Source organism: Paraburkholderia eburnea (genome assembly GCF_002917095.1).
Classification (GTDB): Bacteria; Pseudomonadota; Gammaproteobacteria; order Burkholderiales; family Burkholderiaceae; genus Paraburkholderia; species Paraburkholderia eburnea.
The window spans coordinates 138,266-163,008 of record NZ_PQGA01000001.1 but is presented as its reverse complement, the minus strand read 5'-3'; the positions used below and the strand labels follow the sequence as shown (position 1 = coordinate 163,008).

Here is a 24,743-nt window from a genome sequence, read left to right as displayed (position 1 = left end):
GGATCACCATGTCAACGAAGAAGTCAAACGCTGCAAACGCTGGATATAGCGAAGCGTCGATCAAGGTGCTCAAGGGCCTTGAGCCCGTCCGGCAACGGCCGGGCATGTACACGCGCACCGAGAATCCGCTGCACATCATCCAGGAAGTCATCGACAACGCTTCGGACGAAGCGCTCGGCGGCTTCGGCAAACGCATCACCGTCACGTTGCACGCGGACCAGTCGGTGTCCGTCGAGGACGACGGCCGCGGCATCCCGTTCGGCCTGCATCCCGAAGAAAAGGTGCCGGTCGTCGAAATCGTTTACACGCGCCTGCACGCGGGCGGCAAGTTCGACAAGGCCGCCGGCGGCGCCTATACGTTCTCGGGCGGCCTGCACGGCGTGGGCGTTTCGGTCACCAACGCGCTCTCGAAGCGTCTCGACGTGACCGTCTGGCGCGACGGCAAGGTCGCCGAACTCGGCTTCTCGCATGGCGACGTCGTCAAGCCGCTTACCGTGCGCAACGCCGCGCGCGACGAAAAGAAAACCGGCACGCGCGTGACCGCCTGGGCCGATCCGAAGTATTTCGACTCGCCCAATCTGCCGCTGGGCGAGCTGCAACGCCTGCTGCGCTCGAAGGCGGTACTGTTGCCTGGGGTCGAAGTCGAACTCATCAACGAAAAAACCGGCGAGCGCCTGAGCTGGAAGTATGAAGACGGTCTGCGCGGCTACCTGCTCGAAGGCATGGGCGGCGCGGATCTCCTGATTCCGCTGTTCGAAGGCGAGCGTTACGCCGATGGCCGTACCAACGACGACACTTTCGCCGAAGGCGAGGGCGCCGCGTGGGTCGTGGCGTGGTGCGAGGAAGGCACGCTCACGCGCGAATCCTACGTCAACCTGATCCCGACGCCCGCGGGCGGCACGCACGAAAGCGGTCTGCGCGACGGCCTGTTCCAGGCGGTGAAGAGCTTCGTCGAGCTGCACAATCTTCAGCCGAAAGGCGTGAAGCTGCTGCCCGAAGACGTGTTCGCGCGTGTTTCGTTCGTGCTGTCGGCCAAGGTGCTCGACCCGCAGTTCCAGGGGCAGATCAAGGAGCGCCTGAACAGCCGCGACGCCGTCAAGCTGGTGTCGTCGTTCACGCGCCCGGCGCTCGAACTGTGGCTCAATCAGCACGTCGAGCACGGCAAGAAGCTCGCCGATCTTGTCATCAAGCAGGCCCAGGCGCGCACGCGTGCGGGCCAGAAGGTCGAAAAGCGCAAGAGCTCGGGCGTGGCCGTGCTGCCCGGCAAGCTCACCGACTGCGAGGCGACCGATATCGCGCGCAACGAACTCTTCCTCGTGGAGGGCGATTCGGCGGGCGGCTCGGCCAAGATGGGCCGCGACAAGGAGTATCAGGCGATCCTGCCGCTGCGCGGCAAGGTGCTGAACACATGGGAAACCGAGCGCGACCGCCTGTTCGCCAACAACGAAGTGCATGATATTTCGGTGGCGATCGGCGTCGATCCGCATAGCCCGGACGACACCGTCGATCTCTCGAACCTGCGCTACGGCAAGATCTGCATTCTCTCGGACGCGGACGTCGACGGTTCGCACATCCAGGTATTGCTGCTCACGCTGTTCTTCAAGCATTTCCCGCAGCTGATCGAGCGCGGCCATGTGTTCGTGGCGCGTCCGCCGCTGTTTCGCGTCGATGCGCCCGCGCGCGGCAAGAAGCCCGCGCAGAAGCTCTACGCGCTGGACGACGGCGAGCTCGAAGCGATTCTCGACAAGCTGCGCAAGGACGGCGTGCGCGACACGCAATGGTCCATCAGCCGCTTCAAGGGTCTAGGCGAAATGAGCGCCGAACAGCTCTGGGACACGACGATGAATCCCGACACGCGCCGCCTGTCGCCCATCGTGCTCGGCGACCTCGATTACGAGGCCACTGTCGCGCGCATGACGATGCTGATGGGCAAGGGCGAAGCGGCCTCGCGCCGTTCGTGGCTCGAAGAGAAGGGCAATGAAGTCGAGGCGGATATCTGATCCGCGCCTTCACGTACCCCCGCCCACACCAGACTACGGATTAATTGAAACATGGACGATCTTTTTGTTGAAGCGAATGGCGCGGCCGGCGGCGGCGACACGCTCACGCTCGGCCACTACGCGGAGCGCGCCTACCTCGACTACGCCGTGAGCGTGGTGAAGGGCCGCGCGCTGCCCGACGTCTGCGACGGCCAGAAGCCGGTGCAGCGCCGCATCCTGTTCGCGATGAACGAAATGGGTCTCGGCGACAACGCCAAGCCCGTGAAGTCGGCGCGCGTGGTCGGCGACGTGCTCGGCAAGTACCACCCGCACGGCGACCAGTCCGCCTACGACGCGCTCGTGCGTCTGGCCCAGGACTTCTCGATGCGCTATCCGCTCATCGACGGTCAGGGCAACTTCGGCTCGCGCGATGGCGACGGCGCGGCGGCGATGCGTTACACGGAAGCGCGCCTCACGCCTATCGCCAAGCTCCTGCTCGACGAAATCGATATGGGCACCGTCGATTTCATGCCGAACTACGACGGCTCGTTCCAGGAGCCGAAAACGCTGCCCGCGCGCCTGCCGATGCTGCTGCTCAACGGTGCATCGGGCATCGCCGTGGGGCTGGCCACCGAAATCCCCTCGCACAATCTGCGCGAGGTGGCGACGGCGGCCGTGGCGATGATCAAGAATCCGAAGCTTTCGCACGCGGAGATCATGGAGCGTCTGCCGGGGCCGGATTTCCCCGGCGGCGGCCAGATCATTTCGAGCGAAGCGGAAATCGCGGCGGCTTATGAAACGGGGCGCGGCAGCCTGAAGGTGCGCGCGCGCTGGAAGATCGAGGATCTCGCGCGCGGCCAGTGGCAACTCGTCGTTACCGAATTGCCGCCGAATACCTCGGGCCAGAAGGTGCTCGAAGAGATCGAGGAACTGACCAACCCGAAGCTCAAGCTCGGCAAGAAGACGCTCACGCCCGAGCAGTTGCAGAACAAGCAGACCATGCTGGGGCTGCTGGACGCCGTGCGCGACGAGTCGGGCAAGGACGCGCCCGTGCGTCTCGTGTTCGAGCCGAAGACCAGCAAGATCGATCAGGCCGAGTTCGTCAATTCGCTGCTCGCCAACACGAGCCTCGAATCGAACGCGTCGCTGAACCTCGTGATGGTCGGCGCCGATGGGCGTCCGCGCCAGAAGGGCATCAGCGAGATTCTGGGCGAGTGGATCGGTTTCCGTTTCGCGACGGTCACGCGCCGCACGCAGCATCGCCTGGCGAAGGTGGACGACCGCATCCACATCCTCGAAGGGCGGATGATCGTCTTCCTCAATATCGACGAAGTCATCCGCATCATCCGCGAGTCGGACGAGCCGAAGGCGGCGCTGATGAAGGCGTTTGGTCTGTCCGAGCGTCAGGCCGAGGACATCCTCGAAATCCGTCTGCGTCAGTTGGCGCGGCTGGAAAAGATCAAGATCGAGAAGGAACTCGCGGAACTGCGCGAGGAGAAGGCGAAGCTGGAAGAACTGCTCGCCAACGAAGCGTCGATGAAGCGCCTCATCATCAAGGAAATCGAAGCCGACGCGAAGCAGTACGGCGACGATCGCCGCACGCTGATCCAGCAGGAAAAGCGCGCGACGTTCGAGACGCGCGTGGTGGACGAGCCGGTCACGGTGGTCGTGTCGCAGAAGGGCTGGGTGCGTGCGCTCAAGGGCCACGGCCTCGACCAGCAGGGCTTCACGTTCAAGGCCGGCGACGGTCTCTATGCGGCGTTCCAGTGCCGCACGCCGGATACGCTGATCGCGTGGGGCAGCAAGGGACGCGTTTATTCGGTGTCGGTGGCGCAACTGCCGGGCGGGCGCGGTGACGGCGTGCCGGTCACGTCGCTGATCGAACTCGAAGCGGGCACGCATCTGCTGCACTACTATGCGGCGGGCGCGGAGCAGCCGCTGCTGCTGGCGTCGAGCAATGGCTTCGGCTTCATCGCGAAGATCGGCGACATGGTGAGCCGCGTGAAGGCGGGCAAGGCTTTCATGACGATCGACGAGGGCAGCGTGCCGCTCAGGCCGATGCCTATGGTGCCGGACGCGATCCAGGTGGCGTGTCTGTCGTCGGGCGGGCGTCTCCTGGTGTTCGGCCTCGACGAGATGAAGACGCTGTCGGGCGGCGGCCGTGGCGTCACGCTGATGCAGCTCGAAGACAAGGAAACCTTGGTGCAGGCGCTGGCGATCAACGCGTCGGGCGTCGTGCTTGAAGGCACGGGCCGCGCGCAAAAGCCGGGCGAAGACCTGATGGCCGGTCCCGTGCTCGCGCCGCAGATCGGCAAGCGCGCACGCAAGGGCCGCGCGCCGGACTCGAAGCTCAAGGTCATCACGGGCATGCGTCCGGTGCTGCCGCGTTAAGCGGCATATCTGCGAGACGCAGCCCGCCAGACCGGCCTCTGTTCTTTCCCTGTGAAGCAGGGCCGGTCGCTTTGCCAGCCAACGCACGCCCATTGCGGCGTGCACACATCCGGCACGCAGCATCCAGCGGCATGAAATAATGCCGCGCGCCTCATGGGGTCATCGTATGGAAATGTCCATGCGATTCAAACATCGGCGCATGGGCGCTCGCGCCGGATACTTTTACGTACGAGGAATTACCAGCATGGGTCACGCGATCGAAATCGCGCTGTTTGTACATCTGCTGAGCGTCGCCGTGTGGGTCGGCGGCATGGTCTTCGCGCATTTCTGCCTGCGCCCCGCGATCGAGGATCTTTCGCCGCAACTGCGGCTGCCGCTCATCGAGTCGGTGTTCGGCCGCTTCTTCAACTGGGTGGGCATCGCCATCATCGCGATTCTGCTGAGCGGCGGCTTTCTGCTGATGCAGTTCGGCGGCGGTCATGCTACGTGGCAGTTGCACGCGATGGCGGGCCTGGGCGTGATCATGATGCTGACGTTCGGCCATATCCGCTTCGCGCTTTTTCCGCGCATCCGCCGCGCGGTGCAGGCGCAGAAGTGGCCCGATGGCGCGCGCGCCGTGGGCACGATGCGCCGCCTCGTGGTCGTCAACCTCGTGCTGGGCGTCGTGACGATTGGCGTTGCGGTGCTGGCGCGCGGGTACTAACGCGGTAACAAGCGCAGGTAACAGGCGCGGGCACCAGGCGCGCTTACCGTTCTGCTTATCGTTGCATGAGCAACGTTCGCGCGGCGTCCTTCACAGGCGCTGCGCGAGCGCATAGCGCTGCATGCAGCGCTCCATCGCGTCGAAGAACGCTTCTTCGGCCGCATTCATCTTGCGTTCCCGATGCCACAGCAGGTGGATATCGACGTCCGCGAGACCTTCCTCCGGCGGCAACCGCCATAGGCGCTGCCGCGCCAGATCGTCCTTCACGATATGTTCGGGCAGGCAGCCGATGCCATAGCCCGCGAAGATCAACCGCCGCACTTCGTCCAGACTGGGCGACGACGCCACGATGCGTCCCGTGAAGCCGCGCTGGTCGCGAAACACCGTGAGCGGCGAGAGGCTGTCGCCGATCTGGTCGCTTGTAAACGACACGAAATTCTCCGCGAGCAGATCTTCCATCGTGAGTTGCGAGAGGCCGAACAGCCGGTGATGGCGGCCGCAATAAATCGCGTAACGCTGGCGCAGAAAGCCGCGCATCTCCAGCTTGTCGACGGGCGTGCGGCACAGGCCCAGGCCCGCCGTCGCGGTCTTTTGCAGCAGCGATGAAATGATGTCGGTCGAGCGCATGACTTCGATCTGCAGATCGATGCGCGGATAGGCGACGTGGAATTCCGCGAGGAACTCGTCGTAGACGGGCGACTCGATGCGGCTCACCGTGAGCAGGCGGATCGAGCCGGTGATGTCGGCGGTGCGTTCGTCGAGTTCCGTTTCCAGCCGCGAGATATTGCCGTAGATGTCGTTGGCGATCCGATAGACCTCTTCGCCGGCCTGGGTCGGCACGAAATGCGGACCGCGCCGCTCGATCAGCTTGCGCCCGAGCGTCTCCTCCAGACGCTTGAGCGCCTGGCTCACCGCTGGCTGCGTCACGTAGAGGCGCGCGGCGGCGCGGCTCAGGCTGCGCTCCTGCATGATCGCCAGATAGGTGCGCAGCAGATTCCAGTCGAGCCGGTCGTTGAGAAAGCGGGTGGTGTCGGCGCGCATGAGCGGTCTCCGGACGGGTTCTGGGCGGGGCTGTGTTAAAGGTATTAGCCAAATTTATGCGGAGAATAATAACTCGAAATTTGACTAATATTTTATGGATGGCGATAAAGGATGCATGGCGAATGCGCTGTCAGAGCGCGTTGATCACGCCTGAAACCAATACCGCACGCGCCCCGAAGGAGACTCACTCATGCCCACCCCGCAAACTCCCGCCGCCCCTGCTGCCCGGCAGCCGGTGCGCGCCGCCGCCGCGGCGTTCATCGGCACCATGATCGAGTGGTACGACTTCTATATCTACGCCACGGCCGCCGCCCTCGTGTTCGGCGAACTGTATTTCCCGTCCGAGGACCGCTTCGTCAGCACCATGGCCTCGTTCGCGACCTTCGCGGTGGGCTTTTTCGCCCGCCCGCTGGGCGGCGTGATCTTCGGCCACCTGGGCGACCGTATCGGCCGCAAGAAGGCGCTCATGACCACGCTCATGATGATGGGCGCGGCGACCGTGTGCGTCGGGCTGCTGCCCTCGTATGCGAAGGTCGGGGCGCTGGCGCCCGTGCTGCTCGTGCTGCTGCGCGTGGTGCAGGGCATCGCCGTGGGCGGCGAGTGGGGCGGCGCGGTGCTGATGGCGGGGGAACACGCGCCCGAAGGCCGCCGCACGTTCTTCGCCTCGTTCGCGCAACTGGGTTCGCCCGCGGGCCTGATTCTGTCTCTGCTGGCGTTTCGCTCGGTCACTTCGCTCGACAAGGCGGATTTCCTCGCGTGGGGCTGGCGTCTGCCGTTCCTGATCTCCGCCTTGCTGCTGGTGGTGGGCATCATGATTCGCCTGGGCGTGAACGAATCGCCCGAGTTCGAGAAGCTCAAGGACCAGCGCCGCACCGCCAAGCTGCCGATCGCCGAAGTGTTCAGCTCGGCGTGGGGTCTCGTGCTGCTGTGCATCGGCGCGAACACCATCGGCATCGCGGGCGTGTACTTCACCAACACCTTCATGATCGCGTACACGACGCAGTACGTCGGCATCACGCGTTCGATGATTCTCGACTGCCTGTTCATCGTCGCCTTCATCCAGTTCTTCTCGCAGCCGCTCGCGGCCTGGCTCGCCGAGCGCATGGGCGGCGCGCGTTTTCTCAAGATCGCGGCCATCGGCGCGATGCTCTCGCCGTATCCGATGTTCGTGCTGGTGCAAAGCGGGCGCGTCGTGCCGATGGTGATCGGCATCGCCATCGCCGTGGTGTGCATGGCGAGCTATTACTCGGTGATCGCGGGCTTTGTGTCGGGCGTGTTCCCCACGCGTGTGCGCTATTCGGCGATTTCGCTGGCCTACCAGGTGTGCGGCGCGATCGCGGGCGGCCTGACGCCGCTCATCGGTACCTGGCTCGCGCATCGCTACGCGGGGCAGTGGTGGCCGCTCGCGGTGTTCTACACGGGCCTCGCGGGGATCTCGCTGCTGTGCATCGTCGCGCTCGACGCGCGCCGCAGCCAGCACGCATACGACGAAGCCGCGTCGCGGGCGCTCAGTTCGCACTGAGTTCTGCCTCGACGAATTGAAACCGACTACTCCGACTACTCCGACTATCCGACCGAAACGGAAGAACCGATGAAAGACCTTTTGCAAATCGACGGCCCGCGTCTGTGGGCGAGCCTCACGGAAATGGCGCGCGTCGGCGCGACGGCGGGCGGCGGCGTGCGGCGCCTCGCGCTCACCGAGGAAGACCGCCAGGGCCGCGAGCTGTTCGCGCGCTGGTGCGTCGAGGCAGGCATGACGGTGTGGACCGACGAAGTGGGCAACCTGTTCGCGCGCCGCGCGGGCACCGACGTCAACGCCGCGCCCGTGCTGATGGGAAGCCACCTCGACACGCAGCCGGAAGGCGGGCGCTTCGACGGCGTCTATGGCGTGCTGGCGGCGCTCGAAGTCGTGCGCGCGCTCAACGACGTCAACGCGACGACGGAAAAGCCCATCGAAATCTGCTCGTGGACCAACGAGGAGGGCGCGCGCTTCACGCCCGCGATGCTCGGCTCGGCGGTGTTCGCGGGCGCGATGACGCTCGACGACGCCCTCGCGCGTGAAGATGCCGATGGCGTGACGCTCGGCGCGGCGCTCGACGCCTGCGGGGCGCGCGGCGCGCGGCCCGTGCAGGGCGTGGCCATGGACAGCTATTTCGAGGCGCATATCGAACAAGGCCCGATTCTGGAGGCGAGCGGCACGACCATCGGCGTGGTCACGGGCGGCCAGGCGATCCGCTGGTTCGACGTCAACGTGACGGGCGTGGCCGCGCACGCGGGCACCACGCCGATGCGCTATCGCAAGGACGCGTTCTTCGGCGCGGCGCAGATGGCGCTGGAAATCGAGCGCGTGATGGCGCGTTACGCGCCGCTGGGTCTGGTGACGATCGGCCAGATGCAGATCGCGAATTCGTCGCGCAACACCATCGCCGCGAATCTGACCTTCACGGTCGATCTGCGTCATCCCGACGACGCCCAGCTCGACGCGATGGAGCGCGATTTACGCGCGGCGTGCGCGGCAGTGGGCGACACGCGCGGCCTGGGGGTGAACATCGCGCATTGCTGGACCAGCCCGGCCACGCCGTTCGATCCGGCCTGCGTCGCGCTGGTGGCCGATGCGGTCGAACGCCTGGGCTACTCGAACGAACGCATCGTGAGCGGCGCGGGGCACGATGCGATCCACCTCGCGCGCTATTGCCCGACGGCGATGGTGTTCATTCCCTGTGTGGACGGTCTTTCGCACAACGAGGCCGAAGACGCGCTGCCCGAGGACGTGACGGCGGGCACGAACGTGCTGCTCAACGCGGTGGCCGCGCGCGCGGGCGTGCGTGTGCCGCAGGCCGCGGCCGCCTGAAACAGCAAGGAGAACAGACTATGAAGACGTGGTTTCACCCCGAGCAATTGCTGCATCATCCGCGTACCTATCTCTCGCGCGGTCAAATGCGCGAGCCTCAGGAAGTGCCCGAACGCGCCACGCGTCTGGTCGCGGCGGCGCGCTCGCTCGACTTCGACGTGCGCGAGCCCGCCGACTTCGGCACCGCGCCGCTGGCGGCGGTGCATGACATGAACTATCTGCGCTTTCTCGAAGAGGCGCACGCCGACTGGAAGCGCATGCCCGACGACTGGGGCGACGAAGTGATGTCGAACATTTTCGTGCGCGAGCCGAACCCGCTGCGCGGCGTGCTGGGCCAGGCGGCGCGCTATCTCGCCGACGGCAGTTGCCCGGTGGGCGCGAATACGTGGCGCGCGGCTTACTGGTCGGCGCAGAGCGCGCTGGCGGCGGCCGCCTGCGTGAACGACGGCGCGCGCGAAAGCTACGCGATCAGCCGGCCGCCCGGCCACCACGCACGCGCGGACGCGGCGGGCGGCTTCTGCTACCTGAACAATGCGGCCGTTGCGGCGCAGTCGTTGCGCAGCCGCTTCAAGCGCGTGGCGATCCTCGACACTGACATGCATCACGGCCAGGGCGTGCAGGAAATCTTCTACGGCCGCGACGACGTGCTCTATATCTCGATCCACGGCGATCCGACCAACTTCTATCCTGTCGTGGCGGGCTACGAGGAAGAGCGCGGCGCGGGCGAGGGCGAGGGCTACAACGTCAATCTGCCGATGCCGCACGGCGCGAGCGAAGCGCAGTTCTTCGAGCAGGTGGACGCGGCGCTGCGCGTGCTCAGGCGCTTCGAGCCCGATGCACTGGTGCTCGCGCTGGGCTTCGACATCTACAAGGACGATCCGCAGTCGAAGGTGGCTGTGAGCACCGAAGGTTTCGGCAAGCTCGGTCAGGCGATCGGCGCACTCGATCTGCCTTCGGTGATCGTGCAGGAAGGCGGCTATCACCTCGAAAGCCTCGAAGACAACGCGCGCGCGTTCTTCGGCGGTTTTATGGGGGCGAGGACGCGTTAAGCGCTCAAGGGCAGCGGAGGCAGTGCGGCACGCCGCGCTGCCTCGCGGAATCGGATCAGGAGCGGTGTTAGCGCGACTGCTGCGCGTCGCTCAGGCGTTCGTTGCGCTGCTCGCCGACATCGTCAGGCGTGGCCCCGCACACGCCGAAGCGCTCGATCAGCGCCGGCACGCCTTCCACCGGCACCGGGCGCGAGAACAGGAAGCCTTGCGCCTCGATCGGCCCGAGCGCCGCGAGCCAGGCGATCTGCTCCTCGGTCTCGGTGCCTTCCACCACGACCGTCAGGCCCAGCGAGCGCGCCAGATTGACGATCGCCGAGACCATCACGCAGACGCTGCGGTCGCCCGGAATCGCCTGCACGAACGAGCGATCCACCTTGAGCGTGTCCACCGCGAAGCGATTCAGATAGGACAACGACGAATACCCCGTGCCGAAGTCGTCGAGCGCGATGCGCACGCCCAGGCGCTTGAGCGCGAAGATCTTTTCGGAGACGAGTTCCGGGTACTCCATCATCGCCGTCTCGGTGATTTCGAGTTCGAGTTTGTGCGCGGCGATGCCGGTTTCTTCGATCGCGTGCGAGATGGTCTCGTAGAGGTCGCCGCGCCAGAACTGCACCGCCGAAATATTGATCGCCAGCGACAGCGTCTCGAAGCCTTGCTGCTGCCACAGCGCAAGCTGCGCGCAGGCCGTGCTGATCACGAAGTCGCCCACCGGCACGATGAGGCCGGTCGATTCGGCCACCGGAATGAATTCGCTGGCCGGAATCAGCCCGTATTGCGGGTGGTTCCAGCGCACCAGCGCCTCGAAGCCCGTGATGCAGCGGCGGCGCAGATCGATCTTCGGCTGATAGGCGAGAAACAGTTGCCCCTCGGCCAGCGCCACGCGTAGCTGCTGCTCCCACTTCATCAGATGATCGGCGCGATGGGCGAGCTGCGGCGAGTAGAAGCGGAAGCAGTTGCGGCCCGCTTCCTTGGCCGCGTACATCGCCAGATCGGCCTTCTTGAGCAGGTCGATTTCACTTTCGTGCGCCACGGCGAACAGGGCGATGCCCGTGCTCGCATGCAGCACGAAGGCGCTGCCGCGCACGTCGAACGGATGCGTGAAGGCGGCGTTGGTGGTTTCCGCGAGCGTGCTCGCGCGCTTCTCGATTTCGTCGCCCTTGACGATCACCACGAACTCGTCGCCGCCGATGCGCGCAAGCGTCCCCGCGCCGCCCACGGCGTCCGCCAGACGCGCGGCGCTCATCTGCAGCACGATGTCGCCCGCGTTGTGGCCGAGCGTGTCGTTGACGGTCTTGAAGTTGTCGAGGTCGATGAAGAGAATCGCCAGTCGCCCGAGATTGCCCGGCTGCGCGACTTCGTGGCGCAACCGCTGCAGCGTGGCGTAGCGGTTGGGGAGACCGGTGAGCAGGTCGTACTGCACGAGTTGCGACATCTCGCGCTCGCGCCCGAGCAACTTGCCGATCAGGCCGGTCGCCACCGCGAAGAACGACAGCATGGCGAGCGAGATGAACGTCGCCATCATCAGATAGACGTCGCGCGTGTGGTTGTAGTCGGCGAATTCTTCGGCCTGCGAAAGACCGACCAGCACCGCGAGCGGATAGCCGTCGATATGGCGGTACGAGACGATGCGCGTCACATGATCGATCGGATCGACGTAGGTGCCCGACGCATGTTCCGAAATCGGATAGACGCCGCTGGCGGAGAACGTGCCCGGCGCGCGGTCGGCGTTGCCGGTGCGGCGCGCGAGCACGGCGCCGGTGTCCGAGATCACGGCGATCACGCCGTCACGGCCGATGGCCGCGTTGTTGTAGAAGTCGCTCGTGAAGTAGCCGGGGTCTTCCGAGACCACCACCACGCCCGCGAAGGAGCCGTCCTGATGATTGAGGCGGCGCGTCATCTGCAAGGTCCAATGGCCCGAGACGCGGCCCAGCACCGGCTTGCTGATGAAGAGCTGATCGTCGTTCTCGTGCTCGTGCACCTTGAAGTGCTCGCGGTCCGAGAGGTCGATGGGCTTGGGATTGGGGTCGGCGGTATTGGCGACCAGCCGGCCGTGCTCGTCGATGATCGACACCTGCACGAGCGAGTCGCTTTGCACCACGCCTTTCTCGACCGTGGTGGCGAGATTGAAATGATCGGGCGTCTTCTCGAACTCGTACTTCACGAAGCGCGTGATCTGGTCGACCTGGTGGATCGCCTTGACGGTGTGCTGCTCCAGCGCCGCCGAAAGAATTGCCGCCGAGGCCGTTGCCTCGCGCAGCGTCGCCTCCTTTTCGACCGAGAGGCGCGTGAAGATCACGGCCCACAACAGCACCAGCACCAGCACGCCCAGCAGGGGAATCGCGAGCAGGGTGCGCGGGCGCGTGTAGGCGGGGCGGGATGCGCCGCGCAGGCTCGCGTCGCGCGAGAAGGGGCGCCAGTTCGCGCTCATCTGGGGCGCCGCGCATGCGGGTTGCCGCGCCGCAGATGCGGCGGCCGGGACGACAAGAAGGCGCTCGGTTGGATCGGCGGCATCGGATGCGAAACGGCGACGGAAGGAGCGCGGGAGGCGCGGGAAAAAGTCAGGTCGGACGCGTCTTTTGCGTCCGATGTTTCGATCTTAATGGTTGGGGAATGATTAAGGAAGCGCTCCCCCCTCGGGTATACGCGAGTCGGGGAAACAAGTGCGCCGGCGCTTGATGTGCCGCGCATAGAGGCGCAGACGGGCAGGGCGGCGCGGCTGTGCAGGGGAACGAGCGCGTCGCGGGCGGCGGCGCCCGGCGCAGCGGCCGTGCCCGTCCGCGCCGAGGCCGTGCGTCAGCTTGGGTACCGATCACCTCTGGATGAAGCGTTCGCTGCGTGTGCGCTCATGCGAGCCGGATCGAACCATCGACGACGGTGAGCGCCGCGCCGCCGATCCAGATCTTGCCCGCCGCGTCGTCGTAGCTCACCGATACCCGTCCATCGCGCCCCAACGCCGTGCCCTGGCGCACGGTGTAGCGCTCACCGGGACGTCGGTTCTGCTGTGCGAGCAGCAGAGCGATAGCGGCGTTGGCGCTGCCGGTCACCGGATCTTCGCCCTTGCCGAGTCCCGTCATGAGGCAGCGCACCTCGAAGGTGGCGGGGCCGTGAGCTTCGTGCGGGCCGTAAGCGGCGAGACCTTGTCCGCCCACGCTCGCCGCCACGGCGGCCAGCGCGTCGTAGTCGATGTCGAGCGCAAGCACGTCCCGCGCCGAGGCGAGCCGCACGACGATCCACGGCGCGCCGTTGTCGACGCCGCACGGCTGCGCCTCGAAGTCGATCGCGTCCGAGCGCAGCGCGGCGCGCAGGGCGTCGTACTGCGTGGCGGGCAGCGGCGTCACCGTGGCGGGGGGCGCGGCAAACGCCCATTGCGCGGGCCCATCCGCGCTGCCTTCGACCTGCTGCGCCAGTTCGACGAGACCCGCGCCGCATTCCTGCACGAGCCGGCCGGGCGTCTTCGGCGTGCGGCCGCTGTCGAGAAACGCGTGCGCCGAGCCGATGGTCGGATGGCCCGCGAACGGCAGCTCGCCCTGCGTCGTGAAGATGCGCACGCGATAGTCGGCGCGTTCGTCGGAGGGCGCGAGCAGGAAGGCGGTCTCGGACAGATTGGTCCAGCGCGCGATGGCCTGCATCTGCGCGGTGTCGAGCGCGTCGGCGTCGAAAATCACGGCGAGCGGATTGCCCTTGAAGGGCTGCGACGTGAAGACGTCGACCTGTTTGAAGCGAACGCTGCGAAGAGTCATGATCGGCGATATCAAGACGAAAAACGAGGACGAAAAAAAGCCGCACCTTGCGGCGCGGCCCGGGATCACCACGAACTGAGCGAACTGAGCGAACTGAGCGAACTGAGCGAACTGAAGCGAATCGAGTGCTTATTCGACTTCGGCGATCAGTTCGATCTCGACGCACGCGCCAAGCGGAATCTGCGCGACGCCGAACGCCGAGCGCGCATGTTTGCCCTTCTCGCCGAACACGTCGGCGATGAACTCCGATGCGCCGTTGGTGACGATGTGCTGTTCCGTGAAGTCGAGCGTCGAATTCACGAGGCTCATCAGCTTCACGATGCGCTTGACCTTGTTCAGGTCGCCCGTGTGGGCGTGCAGCGTGGCGATCAGGTCGATGGCGATCGAGCGCGCGGCGGCCTTGCCTTCCTCGGTCGAGAGCGTATCGCCGAGCTTGCCGGCCCACACCTTGCCATCCTTCTTCGCGATGTGACCCGACAGGTACACCGTGTTGCCGCTCTGTGCGCTCATCACGTAGGCGGCGGCGGGCGCGCCCGCCTGGGGCAGTTCGATGCCGAGCTGTTCGAGACGGTCGTAGATGTTGATGTCAGCCATGTTCAGGAGTCCTTTTACAGGTTGGTCGCAGGTTGGTCGTCAATTCAGGTGCTCTGGAAGTACGCAAAAAGCGCAGGCCTCACATGCGCGCGCGGATCAGTTTGGCGAGCTTCGCCACGCCTTCCTCGATCTTCGCCGGCGGCACCGTGACGAACGAGAGGCGCAGCTTGTTCATTTGCGGCTCGCGCGCGAAGAACGGCGCGCCCGGCACGAAGGCCACGTTCTGCGCGACGGCTTCTTCCAGCAACTTCATACTGTCGATCTGTTGCGGCAGCGTGACCCACACGAACATGCCGCCTTCGGGGCGGTTCCAGCTCACGCCTTCGGGCATGTTGCGCGCGAGCGAGTCGAGCATCGCCTCGCACTGGTCGCGATAGAGCGCGCGCACCTTCGGGATATGCGTGTCGAGGAAGCCGTTCTTCACGACTTCGTGGACGATGCGCTGCGTGAAGCTCGGCGTGTGCAGGTCGGTGGCCTGCTTGGCCTGCACGAGCTTGAAGTGCAGATCCTCGGGCGCGATGATGTAGCCCACGCGCAGGCCCGGCGCCAGGATCTTCGAGAACGAACCCAGATGCACGATATGCTCCGGCGCCAGCGAGTGCATCGTCGGCAGCGGCTCGCCCGCGTAGAGCAGCGCGCCGTAGGGATCGTCTTCGATCACCGGGAACGGCGACGTTTGCGCGAAGGCCGCGAGCGCCTGGCGGCGTTCGAGCGGCAGACGGCGGCCGGTCGGATTCTGGAAATTGGGGATCGCGTAGAGCAGACGCGCGCCTGCGGTCAGCTCGGGCGTGAGACCTTCGGGGACAAGACCCTTGTCGTCGGTCGGCACCTGCACGTAGTTCGGCTCGTAGAGCGAGAACGATTGCAGCGCGCCCAGGTACGTGGGCGTTTCCACCAGCACGGGGCTGTCCGGCGAGACCAGCACCTTGCCGATCAAATCGAGCGCCTGTTGCGAGCCCGTGGTGATCAGCACCTGCGACGGGCGAACCTTCGCGCCGCCGACCGAGTGGCGCGCGGCGACCCATTCGCGCAGCGGCATATAGCCTTCGGTCGCGCTGTATTGCAACGCGCCCGACGGATCGTCGCGCAGGATGCGGTCGGCGGCGGCGCGCATTTCCTCGGCCGGGAAGCTGGCCGGGGCGGGCAGACCGCCGGCGAAGGAGATGACTTCGGGCCGTTCGGTGACCTTCAGGATTTCGCGAATCGCCGAGCTGGTCAGCTTGATTGCACGCTCGGACAGTTGCCACGCGGGCGCGGCCTTGAGATCGCTCTGGTCCATGGGGTCTCCTTTTTAGGGTCGGGCGAGTGAGTCTGGCAGCGGTGCGGGGCGCGAGGCCTTGCACCGCCGAAAACCTTCGATTATGACGCGAAAACTGCTCAAGCGGCGCGCGCGGGCACGGGGGCGGTGCGGATCGCGGCGCGGCGCCCCAGCACGACGGTGGCGATCACGGCGGCGGCGTAGAGCCACGCCGAGGGCGCGACCTGTTCGCCGAACACGAGCGCCGAGAACGCCATCGTGAAGAAAATCTGCAGCAGTTGCACCTGGCCGACGCGTGCCGTGCCGCCCATGGCAAGCCCCGCGTACCAGGCGAAGAAGCCGAGGAACTGCGAGAACAGCGTGACGTAGCCGAAGGCCAGCCAGGTCTTGAGCGCGACCGGCCCCGGATGCGCGACGTGATGCGCCCACGCGAGCCAGCCGACCGGCAGCACGAGGAACGGCGCAGACAGCACCAGCGCCCAGCAGATCACCTGCCAGCCGCCCAGTTGCCGCGCGAGGCGCGCGCCTTCGGCATAACCGAGCGCGCCGATGCCGACGGCCACCAGCATCCACGCGTCGCCGGCATGCAGCGCGCCGCCGCCCGCCTGAAGCGCGAACGCCACGACCAGCGCGCTGCCGATCAGCGCGCTGATCCAGAACGCCTTCGACGGGCGCTCGTGCGAGAGCCATGCGGCATAGATCGCCACGGCAAGCGGCTGCAGGCCGTTGACGATCGCGCCGTGCGAGGCGGGCACGCTCTTCATCGCCCACGCGGAAAACACCGGATAGGCGACGATCACGCCCAGCGAAACGACGGCGAGGCTCTTGACCTGCGGCCAGGTGGGGCGCTTTTCGCGCCGCACGTAAAGCAGGATGGCGGCGGGCACGGCGGCGGCGAGCGCGCGCCCGAGACCGTTGAGCAGCGGATGGAATTCGAGGACGACGATGCGCGTCATCGGCAGGGTCAGGCTGAAGATCATGACGCCGACGAGGCCGAGCAGCATGCCCTGGGTTTCACGTGCTTTCATGTTGGTGAATGTTGATGCGCGCTCGTCAGACCAGCGTGCGGGGCGCGCCGAGCGATCGCGTTCCCGACGGGGTTTCGAACTGCGCGGCAAGCGCAGGACTTAAAGCTTCTTCTACGGTAATCAGATGGGCCGCGCCAAGCCACTCCAGTTGCTCGCGCAGGGCTTGCGCTTGCGGGTGATACGCGGTGAGCGAGCGCAGCACGATGCCGGTGTCGGCGAGCGTTTGCGACGGATGGCGCGGCGTGTCCCACTGGATCAGCGAGGGCAGCACGCCGTCGCCCGCGCCTTGCCAGCACGGGAACGAACCGTCGAGCGGCACGCTCAGTTGCCAACTGAGGTCGCCACGCGTCATCGGCACGAGTTCGGGGATGCGCTGCGGGTACTGCGCGCGCCAGCGGGCGAGATCCTTGGGCGGCTCGACGCGCGCGACCCAGTGCGAAAGATAGGGCCCTTTTTCTAGTCGCGCCTGCACCTCCGGATCGTCGAGGGCGAACAGGCGCGCGCGGCCGGGTGTTGGGGATGCCGCCGCGCTGCGCGCGCCGGGATCGATGGCGATCACTTCCAGATACACGCCGCCCCACAGGCCGAGCAGCCGGTTGTGGGTGCGCATGAGCGGATGCGCGCCGCCGCCGGTGGGCGTCGCGCCGAGTTTGTCGGCGACATACTGGACGCCTTCCTCCAGCGTGCGGGCGCAGACGACGAGATGATCGAGACGAAGCGGCGTGGCGGTCATGGGGCAGGAGCGGGAAAGTCGGTGGACCGGAAAGCATACCGGTACGCGTGCAATCAAATGTACCGGTATGGTCGCGGACAGTAACGGTACAATCGGCCCGATAGTGTTCGGTACAGTTGGAGCCGCCATGTCGTCCGTCCCCCTCGACCAGATTCCCGCCCCGCATGACGCGGCCACCGTCACGCTCGTCGACCAGCTCGTGCAGTGGGGCCGCCGCCGCATCGAGGAGCGCGTGTTCCGCCCCGGTATGCGCATGCCGTCGATCCGCAAGCTCGCGCTGGATAAAGGCGTGTCGCGTTTTACCGTGGTCGAGGCTTACGAACGGCTCGTCGCTCAGGGCTATCTGGATTCGCGGCGCGGCTCGGGTTTCTTCGTGCGCGAGCGGCTTGCCGCCGTGGCCTCGGTCACGCCGATCGAGCGGCGCGCGGACGGCGCGGCATCGGCACAGTCGCACGAGCCGCCGACCATCGACGTGGTCTGGCTGCTGCGCAACATGCTCCACCAGTCGACGCATCCGGAAAAAGGGCCGGGGCTGGGCTATCTGCCCGCGCGCTGGCTCGACGGCGAACTCCTCGCGGGCGCGATGCGCTCGCTCGGCCGCCAGAGCGGCACGCAACTGCTGGGCTTCGGCTCGCCGCAGGGTTTCCTGCCGCTGCGCCAGCAGTTGCAGACGCGCATGGCCGAACTGGAGATCGGCGCGACGCCCGAGCAGATCGTGCTGGTGTCGGGCATCACCCAGGCGATTGACCTGCTCGCGCGCCTCTACGTGCAGCCTGGCGACACGGTGATCGTCGGCGATCCGGCGTGGTTCCAGATGTTCGGGCGTTTCGCCTCGCAAGGCGCGCGCCTCGTGGGCGTGCCGTACACGCCGGACGGCCCGGACCTCGACGCGCTGGAAGCGCTGGTCGAGACCTGGCGGCCGAAGATGCTCGTCATCAACTCGGTGCTGCAGAACCCCACCGGCACCTCGCTCACGGCGGCGCAGGCGTTCCGCATCCTGCGGCTTGCGGAGCAGTACGACTTCATCGTCGTCGAGGACGATATCTACGGCGATCTATGCCCGTCGGGTTATCCGGCCACGCGCCTCGCGAGCCTCGACCAGTTGCGCCGCGTGATTTATCTGGGCAGTTTTTCCAAGACGCTCGCGCCCAATCTGCGCGTGGGCTACATCGCCTGCGCGCCGGACGTCGCGCAGGCCGTGGCCGACCAGAAAATGCTGGTTGGCATGACGAGCCCCGAACTCAACGAGCGCGTGCTGTTTCGCGTGCTCACCGAGGGCCACTACCGGCGTCACGTCGAGCGGCTGCGCGCGCGGCTGGACGCCGTGCGCGACAAGGCCGCGCGTATGCTGGAGCGCTCGGGCTGCAGGCTTTTCGCCGCGCCCGGCGCGGGCATGTTCCTGTGGGCCGACACCGGCGTGGACGCCGACGCGCTCACGGCGGCCGGCCACGAAGCGGGCTTCCTGTTGACGCCGGGCAGTCTGTTCTCGCCGCACCAGTCGCCCACGACCTGGATGCGCTTTAACATCGCGAACTGCGCCGATCCGGCGCTGCCGGGCTTTCTCGCCGGTTATCTGGACGGCGTGGCACGGCGCGGCTGACGGCGGGCCGGATTCCCGTGCGTCACCCCCCACTTGAAAAGACATGCCCCGCCCCAACATGGGCGGGCAACGCGGCGCGAACGGCAAGGGAATGGCAAGGACGACCCTGCTTGCCGCGCGCGACGCGAATCGACTGATCTGCACTGCAACTGCAACGAAAGAGGACTAACGGGCATGGCACAAGAAACCAGGAGCTTTCAGGCCGAAGTGAAACAGCTTCTGCACCTGATGATCCATTCGCTGTACAGCAACAAGGAAATTTTCCTGCGCGAACTCGTCTCGAACGCCTCGGACGCGGCCGACAAGCTGCGCTTCGAAGCGCTCGAAAACAACGCGCTCTATGAAAACGATCCGAACGTGCGCATTCGCGTGAGCTTCGACAAAGCCGCCCGCACGGTCACGATCGAGGACAACGGCATCGGCATGAGCCACGATGAAGCCGTCGCGAACCTCGGCACGATCGCGCGCTCGGGCACGAAGGAATTCTTCGGCAAGCTCTCGGGCGACCAGCAGAAGGACGCCGCGCTGATCGGCCAGTTCGGCGTGGGCTTCTACTCGGGCTTCATCGTCGCGGACAGGATCACGGTCGAAAGCCGCCGCGCCGGTCTGCCCACGAGCGAAGGCGTGCGCTGGGAAAGCGCGGGCGAAGGCGAGTTCTCGGTCGAGACGATCGAGCGCGCGCAACGCGGCACCACGATCACGCTGCATCTGCGCGAAGGCGAAGACGAACTGCTCTCGTCGTACAAGCTCAAGTCGATCATCCAGAAGTACTCGGATCACGTCGGCCTGCCCATCGAAATGAAGGCCGAGGAGTGGGACGCCGAAAAGAGCGAGATGGTCACGAAGGACGAATTCGAGACCATCAACCAGGCCAGCGCCCTGTGGACGCGCTCGAAGAACGAGATCAGCGACGAGCAGTACCAGCAGTTCTATCAGCACCTCGCGCACGATCACCAGAACCCGCTCGCCTGGACGCATAACCGCGTCGAAGGCCGCAGCGAATACACGCAACTGCTCTACGTGCCCGCGCGCGCGCCGTTCGACATGTGGAACCGCGACCACAAGAGCGGCCTGAAGCTCTACGTGAAGCGCGTGTTCATCATGGACGACGCCGAGCAACTGCTGCCGAACTACCTGCGCTTCGTGAAGGGCGTGGTCGATTCGGCCGATCTGCCGCTCAACGTCTCGCGCGAAATCCTGCAGGAAAGCCGCGACGTCAAGGCGATCCGCGACGGCGTGACCAAGCGCGCACTGTCGATGCTGGAAGAACTGGCCTCGGCGCAAACCGACGCCGAAGCGAAGGACGAAGACAAGGCAAAGTTCGCCACCTTCTGGGGCGAGTTCGGCCAGGTGCTCAAGGAAGGCATCGGCGAAGATCACGCGAACAAGGAACGCATCGCGAAGCTGCTGCGTTTCGCTTCGACGCACAACGACACGGCCGAGCAGAGCGTTTCGCTCGCGGACTACGTCGCGCGCATGAAGCCCGAGCAGTCGAAGATCTACTACGTGACCGCCGACACCTGGCAGGCCGCCACCCACAGCCCGCATCTGGAAGTGTTCCGCAAGAAGGGCGTGGAAGTGCTGCTGCTGACGGATCGCGTCGACGAATGGATGCTGTCCTTCCTCAACGAATTCGACGGCAAGCCGCTTGCGAGCGTGGCGCGCGGCGACCTGGATCTGGGTGCGCTCGACGACGCGGAAAAAGAGCAGCAGGAGAAGGTGAGCGAAGAGCTCAAGCCGCTCGTCGAGCAGATGAAGGAAGCGCTCAAGGGCAAGGCCAAGGACGTGCGCCTGACGTTCCGCCTGACCGATTCGCCGTCGTGCCTCGTGGCCGACGAAGGCGACATGAGCGGCTATCTGCAGCGCATGCTCAAGGCCGCGGGCCAGCAGGCGCCCGACATGCAGCCGATTCTGGAAGTGAATCCGGAGCATCCGCTCGTCAAGGCGTTGCACACGGATAGCGCGAACTTCGGCGACTGGTGCCATCTGCTGTTCGATCAGGCGCTGCTCGCCGAAGGCGGCGCGCTGGAAGATCCGGCAAGCTTCGTGAAGCGCACGAATGCGTTGTTGCTGGCTCGTTAATCCGGGCCGTTGATGTCGCGATAAAACGCGCCGCCGGGAAACCCGCGGCGCGTTTTTCATTTGGCCTTGCGATCCTTGTTGGACTGCGCGAGAACCGAGGCGGCGAGGGTTTTGGTCTCGTCAGAATACTTGTTGCTGTGCAGGACTACGCTGGCCTTATGTTCCATCGCGGCGCCGGTCTGCTTCGAGGTATGCGTTTGTGCTAAAGCGGAGGCGGCCAGGCTCTTCTTGATGGCTGATGCCTTGTTGTCATGCAAGGTTTCTGCTGCGAGATGGGCGACTTTTTGCGAGGTCCGCTTTTTGTTTTCTGCCATTCGAATCTCCTGTTGAGTTGAACGGGCAGTGTTTCCCGCCAGGCGCGGCAACACCATAAGAATCGTCCGAACCGGGCGCACCTTCTATAATCCCGGCCATGCCCATCCGATTCGATGCCGCCGACGCGCACTGGCGTGTCGCGCCCCTCGCGGCCTTCAGCGCCGATCAAAAAGACTGGCTCACGCGCGGCGGTTCGCTGACCGCGCATCTGCGTGCGCTGGGCGCAGTTGTTGTGCGCGTGACGCGCGAAGCCGTCGCCATGCCCTGGTCCGACGAGTGCGCCGCGCTCGGCCTCGCGCCGCGCGAGCGCGCGTGGGTGCGCGAGATCGTGCTGGCCGTCGATGGCGTGCCGTACGTCGCCGCCCATAGCGCGACGCCGCTCGCCGCGAGTCACGGCGTCTGGCAGGCCATGCGCCGTTTGCGCACGCGCCCGCTGGCGGAACTGCTTTATACCGATAGCGGTGTGTCGCGCTCGGCGCTCGTGAGCCGGCGTGTGAGCGCGCTGCATCCGCTACATGCGCTCGCCACGCGCGAGACGGCAGGCGCGGTGCCGCACGCCTTCGTGGCGCGCCGCTCCGTGTTCGAGCGGCACGGCGCGCCGCTGCTGGTGACCGAATGCATGCTGCCCGCGTTGTGGGCGCATCTCGCGCGCGATGCTCAACCGGTGTTGCACGCGCATTCCGCACGCGAGCGCGGGCCGCTGGGCCATACGGCGTCGCGGGCATCGTCCCATCAGATCGCGCGTTGAGAGGCCCGTTTCGCCATGAGTTTCAAGCGCTGCTTTGCCCCCGTCGTCGATGCGCGCACGCGCGTGCTCATTCTCGGCAGTCTGCCGGGCGAGGCGTCGCTCGCGCATCAGCAGTACTACGCGCATAAGCAGAATAAATTCTGGAAACTTGTTGGAGATGTGATCGAACGGGATCTGGTCGGCATGGACTATCCACTTCGTCTCGAAACACTACTCGAAAACTACATTGGGTTATGGGACGTCGTCGCAAAAGCTCGACGCGTTGGAAGCCTCGATAGTCGCATACGTGACCATGCCAAGAACGATCTGGTCGCACTGGTCGATACGTTGCCGAATCTGGCTACCATCGCCTTTAACGGGGGGACCTCAGCCAGGATTGGAACGAATGCGCTTGGCAATCGGGTCGAGCAATATCGACTTCTTCGCTTGCCATCAAGCAGTCCCGCCTATGCCTCACTCACATACGCAGAAAAGTGGGCCGTTTGGAGAACACTGCGGCAATAGAATTGACGCGTCCGGCCGTGGTTGAACGTCAGTGAGAGTGCCAGCGTGTTTGAACGCTTACCAACTGCCAAACAATCGGTCTAGCGCTGAAATGATCTCGTCCTGCCGATGAAGCAGCGATGTAACGGATTGGGTTAATTCATTTCGCGGAATCGCGCTAAGTGTTGGTGTATCCAGCATGCACTCAATGCCTTCGATCGTGAAAACAGGTATCAGGTCAGGCGGAAGAGGAACTGGGGCGAAGCTGTCCAATCGTCGCAGCGGGATAACCACGCGTGTCGCCAGACCGGATAAGTGGTTGCCTTGGACATCGACAACATAAGGCACGGCTGGACGTTGGCTCGGATTGGGAAATACGTCAAAACGGGCCATCAGAACGCCCGGTATTGAGCGAGCGGCAAGCCATCGCGCTCAACCATCTCGTTATAGGCCTCGATAAAACCGGCGTACTTAATGGCCCACTGGCGATCCTTTTCCACTTGAACGGCTTGGCGAAGTGCCCGCTCGCAGGTCTGCGAGAAATTGATACCGAGTTCCTTGGCATCCTTGTAGATGTCTTCGGGCAGGCTAATGTTTGTAGCCCGACGGGGAGTCGCATCGGCGGCTGGGTGACGCATGGTGTTGCTCCTTGTGTGGGTAAATTATGCGCATTATAGCCCACATGAAAACGGTGGGTATTGACTCGTGAGCGACGATTTGGATGCTCTGGTCGAAATGCGGCCGAGTCTGGTCGCTATACCGTCCAACGGCGGAACTGCGGGAGAGCCCAAGGATTGAAGAGGCCCTTCGTCTAGCTTCCGCGATTTTGACGTTGATGAAAAACCGTTTTTCAAGTATTTTACTCAAAAAATGAGTGAGACCGGTATGGACCTAAAGAAGGCTCGGAGTGAACTGCGGCTGACGCAACAGGCGCTCGCCGAACATATAGGTGTATCGCAGCAAACGATAGCCCGTTGGGAATCTGGCAAGGGTGAAGTCCCGGCCAAATACCTCAAGGATCTAGCGATATTGTTCGGATGTTCTGTGAGTGACTTGCTCGACAAGGGACGCAAGACGTTGCGGTCAGAAAACGATTCTGACCTGCCGTTCGGTACGCTGCATATCCGATTCCAGAGACTGGCCACTCAGCCTGCTCGGCAACAGATGGTCGATGACGACGAAACGATAGTCGATGTCTCCAGGCCGGACCGCTATTTCCCCATCACAGACGGCGAACGGGATCGGTTGGCGGCGCTTCTGGATAGGGGGGGGATAAGTTCGGAGCCCATTGGCTGGTTCTCGTTTGTCAGCCTTGACAATCGATGTGTATTCGTCAACACAAGAGAAGTTGAACGAATTGCGATGGTTAGCGATGACGCTGAGGCGATGCCCTCGTACGAACATGTAGAGGTTTACAAGTTGGCGCGTGAGATGGCTTTTGAAAACGAGCCATCCGAGGAGGAACTGAACGACGAATCCTCGCCATACTCCAAGTCGCTTGCGCAAAAGGCCAGGCGTGTAGTCGATGAATTGGGTGATAGGGCGATGCTTTGGCTCGACGGACTTGTGGTCGACTCAATTCATGGAGAGCGGGAGTTTTTCTGTCTTGATGACGAAACGCTTGCAGATCTACACGGTCTTGAACTCGAGGGCGAGCATGCCGGCCAGGATACTTTCGTGAATTTATACGCAGAGGGCTACCATCGGAGTACTTTGTTTCGCCTTGGATCACTCAGGTCGATTGAAGTGCCGTTGGATCGCTATTCCGACTGGCTCAACAGCGAACTCGAGAGCATGTAGAGGCACGTCATTGACTGTAAGGCGCGTCGCGAGGGCAGTCTCGACGGCAATATCCGCGATCACGCGGGCAACGATCTGGTCGCGCTGATCGACGGCCTGCCCGCGCTGGAAGCGATCGCGTTCAACGGCGGCACCGCCGCCCGCATCGGCGAGCGCATTCTCGGCGTGCATGCGCGGCGTTTTCGCCTGCTGCTTCTGCCGTCCAGTAGTCCTGCCTATGCGTCGATGAACTTCGCCGCGAAGCTCGCGGCGTGGCGCGCGCTGGGCGACGTGGTGGGCGAGCCTTCCGATGCGCGCGCATCGAAGCGCGGCAAGCCGTAAGCACACTGCAAACTTGCCGCGCTAGCA

At 64.9% G+C, this 24,743-nt stretch carries 21 protein-coding genes and 1 pseudogene; 12 read left to right on the top strand and 10 right to left on the bottom strand.

What is annotated here, in order from left to right; all coding sequences use genetic code 11:
- Nucleotides 1-8 precede the first annotated feature (8 nt).
- From B0G62_RS00765 to B0G62_RS00755, 3 genes are all read left to right on the top strand, one after another.
- Nucleotides 9-2,000, top strand: a complete 1,992-nt coding sequence (locus B0G62_RS00765) for a DNA topoisomerase IV subunit B (protein WP_103702844.1) — start codon at nt 9-11, stop codon at nt 1,998-2,000.
- Between the two features lie 51 nt (nt 2,001-2,051).
- Nucleotides 2,052-4,370, top strand: a complete 2,319-nt coding sequence (gene parC, locus B0G62_RS00760) for a DNA topoisomerase IV subunit A (RefSeq protein ID WP_103701593.1) — start codon at nt 2,052-2,054, stop codon at nt 4,368-4,370.
- A 244-nt stretch (nt 4,371-4,614) separates the two neighbouring features.
- Nucleotides 4,615-5,073 (top strand): CopD family protein, encoded by a 459-nt coding sequence (locus B0G62_RS00755; protein ID WP_103701591.1) that lies wholly within the window; start codon nt 4,615-4,617, stop codon nt 5,071-5,073.
- 90 nt (nt 5,074-5,163) lie between these two features.
- Here B0G62_RS00755 and B0G62_RS00750 read toward each other — a convergent pair whose 3' ends face one another.
- Nucleotides 5,164-6,114: a LysR family transcriptional regulator gene (locus B0G62_RS00750; RefSeq protein ID WP_103701589.1), complete on the bottom strand. Its 951-nt coding sequence runs from the start codon at nt 6,112-6,114 to the stop codon at nt 5,164-5,166.
- A 190-nt stretch (nt 6,115-6,304) separates the two neighbouring features.
- Between B0G62_RS00750 and B0G62_RS00745 the strand changes: the two genes are divergently transcribed.
- The 3 genes from B0G62_RS00745 to B0G62_RS00735 all read left to right on the top strand — a co-directional run bounded on the left by B0G62_RS00745 (nt 6,305) and on the right by B0G62_RS00735 (nt 10,014).
- Entirely contained in the window at nt 6,305-7,636 is a 1,332-nt protein-coding gene (locus B0G62_RS00745) for an MFS transporter (RefSeq protein ID WP_103701587.1), read from the top strand.
- A 69-nt stretch (nt 7,637-7,705) separates the two neighbouring features.
- Nucleotides 7,706-8,965: a Zn-dependent hydrolase gene (locus B0G62_RS00740; protein WP_103701585.1), complete on the top strand. Its 1,260-nt coding sequence runs from the start codon at nt 7,706-7,708 to the stop codon at nt 8,963-8,965.
- Nucleotides 8,966-8,985: 20 nt separating this feature from the next.
- Nucleotides 8,986-10,014, top strand: coding sequence for a histone deacetylase family protein (locus tag B0G62_RS00735; protein ID WP_103701583.1), 1,029 nt, complete (start codon nt 8,986-8,988; stop codon nt 10,012-10,014).
- 67 nt (nt 10,015-10,081) lie between these two features.
- Here B0G62_RS00735 and B0G62_RS00730 read toward each other — a convergent pair whose 3' ends face one another.
- The 6 genes from B0G62_RS00730 to B0G62_RS00705 all read right to left on the bottom strand — a co-directional run bounded on the left by B0G62_RS00730 (nt 10,082) and on the right by B0G62_RS00705 (nt 17,367).
- Nucleotides 10,082-12,442, bottom strand: a complete 2,361-nt coding sequence (locus B0G62_RS00730; protein WP_103701581.1) for a bifunctional diguanylate cyclase/phosphodiesterase — start codon at nt 12,440-12,442, stop codon at nt 10,082-10,084.
- Nucleotides 12,443-12,857: 415 nt separating this feature from the next.
- Nucleotides 12,858-13,754, bottom strand: a complete 897-nt coding sequence (locus B0G62_RS00725; protein ID WP_103701579.1) for a PhzF family phenazine biosynthesis protein — start codon at nt 13,752-13,754, stop codon at nt 12,858-12,860.
- Nucleotides 13,755-13,883: 129 nt separating this feature from the next.
- Nucleotides 13,884-14,348 (bottom strand): RidA family protein, encoded by a 465-nt coding sequence (locus tag B0G62_RS00720; RefSeq protein WP_103701577.1) that lies wholly within the window; start codon nt 14,346-14,348, stop codon nt 13,884-13,886.
- A 79-nt stretch (nt 14,349-14,427) separates the two neighbouring features.
- The gene (locus B0G62_RS00715) at nt 14,428-15,627 is read right to left on the bottom strand and encodes an aminotransferase-like domain-containing protein (RefSeq protein ID WP_103701575.1); all 1,200 of its coding nucleotides are present in this window, start codon (nt 15,625-15,627) and stop codon (nt 14,428-14,430) included.
- Between the two features lie 98 nt (nt 15,628-15,725).
- Nucleotides 15,726-16,634 (bottom strand): DMT family transporter, encoded by a 909-nt coding sequence (locus B0G62_RS00710; RefSeq protein ID WP_103701573.1) that lies wholly within the window; start codon nt 16,632-16,634, stop codon nt 15,726-15,728.
- Nucleotides 16,635-16,659: 25 nt separating this feature from the next.
- Nucleotides 16,660-17,367, bottom strand: coding sequence for a VOC family protein (locus B0G62_RS00705; RefSeq protein ID WP_103701571.1), 708 nt, complete (start codon nt 17,365-17,367; stop codon nt 16,660-16,662).
- 127 nt (nt 17,368-17,494) lie between these two features.
- Between B0G62_RS00705 and B0G62_RS00700 the strand changes: the two genes are divergently transcribed.
- Together B0G62_RS00700 and htpG are read left to right on the top strand one after the other, a co-directional pair.
- Nucleotides 17,495-18,967 carry an aminotransferase-like domain-containing protein gene (locus tag B0G62_RS00700; protein ID WP_103701569.1) on the top strand — a complete coding sequence of 491 codons (1,473 nt, stop codon included), beginning with the start codon at nt 17,495-17,497 and terminating at the stop codon, nt 18,965-18,967.
- Nucleotides 18,968-19,141: 174 nt separating this feature from the next.
- Nucleotides 19,142-21,049 (top strand): molecular chaperone HtpG, encoded by a 1,908-nt coding sequence (htpG, locus tag B0G62_RS00695; RefSeq protein WP_103701567.1) that lies wholly within the window; start codon nt 19,142-19,144, stop codon nt 21,047-21,049.
- Nucleotides 21,050-21,105: 56 nt separating this feature from the next.
- Here the strand turns inward: htpG and B0G62_RS00690 are convergent, their stop codons facing one another.
- Nucleotides 21,106-21,363 carry a hypothetical protein gene (locus B0G62_RS00690; RefSeq protein WP_103701565.1) on the bottom strand — a complete coding sequence of 86 codons (258 nt, stop codon included), beginning with the start codon at nt 21,361-21,363 and terminating at the stop codon, nt 21,106-21,108.
- A 98-nt stretch (nt 21,364-21,461) separates the two neighbouring features.
- Between B0G62_RS00690 and B0G62_RS00685 the strand changes: the two genes are divergently transcribed.
- Entirely contained in the window at nt 21,462-22,112 is a 651-nt protein-coding gene (locus B0G62_RS00685) for a chorismate--pyruvate lyase family protein (protein WP_103701563.1), read from the top strand.
- Nucleotides 22,113-22,127: 15 nt separating this feature from the next.
- Nucleotides 22,128-22,616, top strand: coding sequence for a DNA-deoxyinosine glycosylase (locus tag B0G62_RS00680; RefSeq protein WP_103701561.1), 489 nt, complete (start codon nt 22,128-22,130; stop codon nt 22,614-22,616).
- A 57-nt stretch (nt 22,617-22,673) separates the two neighbouring features.
- Here B0G62_RS00680 and B0G62_RS00675 read toward each other — a convergent pair whose 3' ends face one another.
- Together B0G62_RS00675 and B0G62_RS00670 are read right to left on the bottom strand one after the other, a co-directional pair.
- Nucleotides 22,674-22,988 carry a CcdB family protein gene (locus B0G62_RS00675; protein WP_103701559.1) on the bottom strand — a complete coding sequence of 105 codons (315 nt, stop codon included), beginning with the start codon at nt 22,986-22,988 and terminating at the stop codon, nt 22,674-22,676.
- On the bottom strand, nt 22,988-23,233 hold the full coding sequence (locus tag B0G62_RS00670) for a type II toxin-antitoxin system CcdA family antitoxin (protein WP_103701557.1): 246 nt from the start codon (nt 23,231-23,233) through the stop codon (nt 22,988-22,990). Before B0G62_RS00670 ends, B0G62_RS00675 begins: the two co-directional genes overlap by 1 nt.
- Nucleotides 23,234-23,480: 247 nt before the next feature.
- Here B0G62_RS00670 and B0G62_RS00665 point away from each other — a divergent pair, with 247 nt between their 5' ends.
- On the top strand, nt 23,481-24,395 hold the full coding sequence (locus B0G62_RS00665) for a helix-turn-helix transcriptional regulator (RefSeq protein WP_167401164.1): 915 nt from the start codon (nt 23,481-23,483) through the stop codon (nt 24,393-24,395).
- Nucleotides 24,396-24,413: 18 nt separating this feature from the next.
- A pseudogene (locus tag B0G62_RS32020) lies at nt 24,414-24,716 on the top strand (DNA-deoxyinosine glycosylase); the annotation flags it as partial.
- Nucleotides 24,717-24,743: the final 27 nt, after the last annotated feature.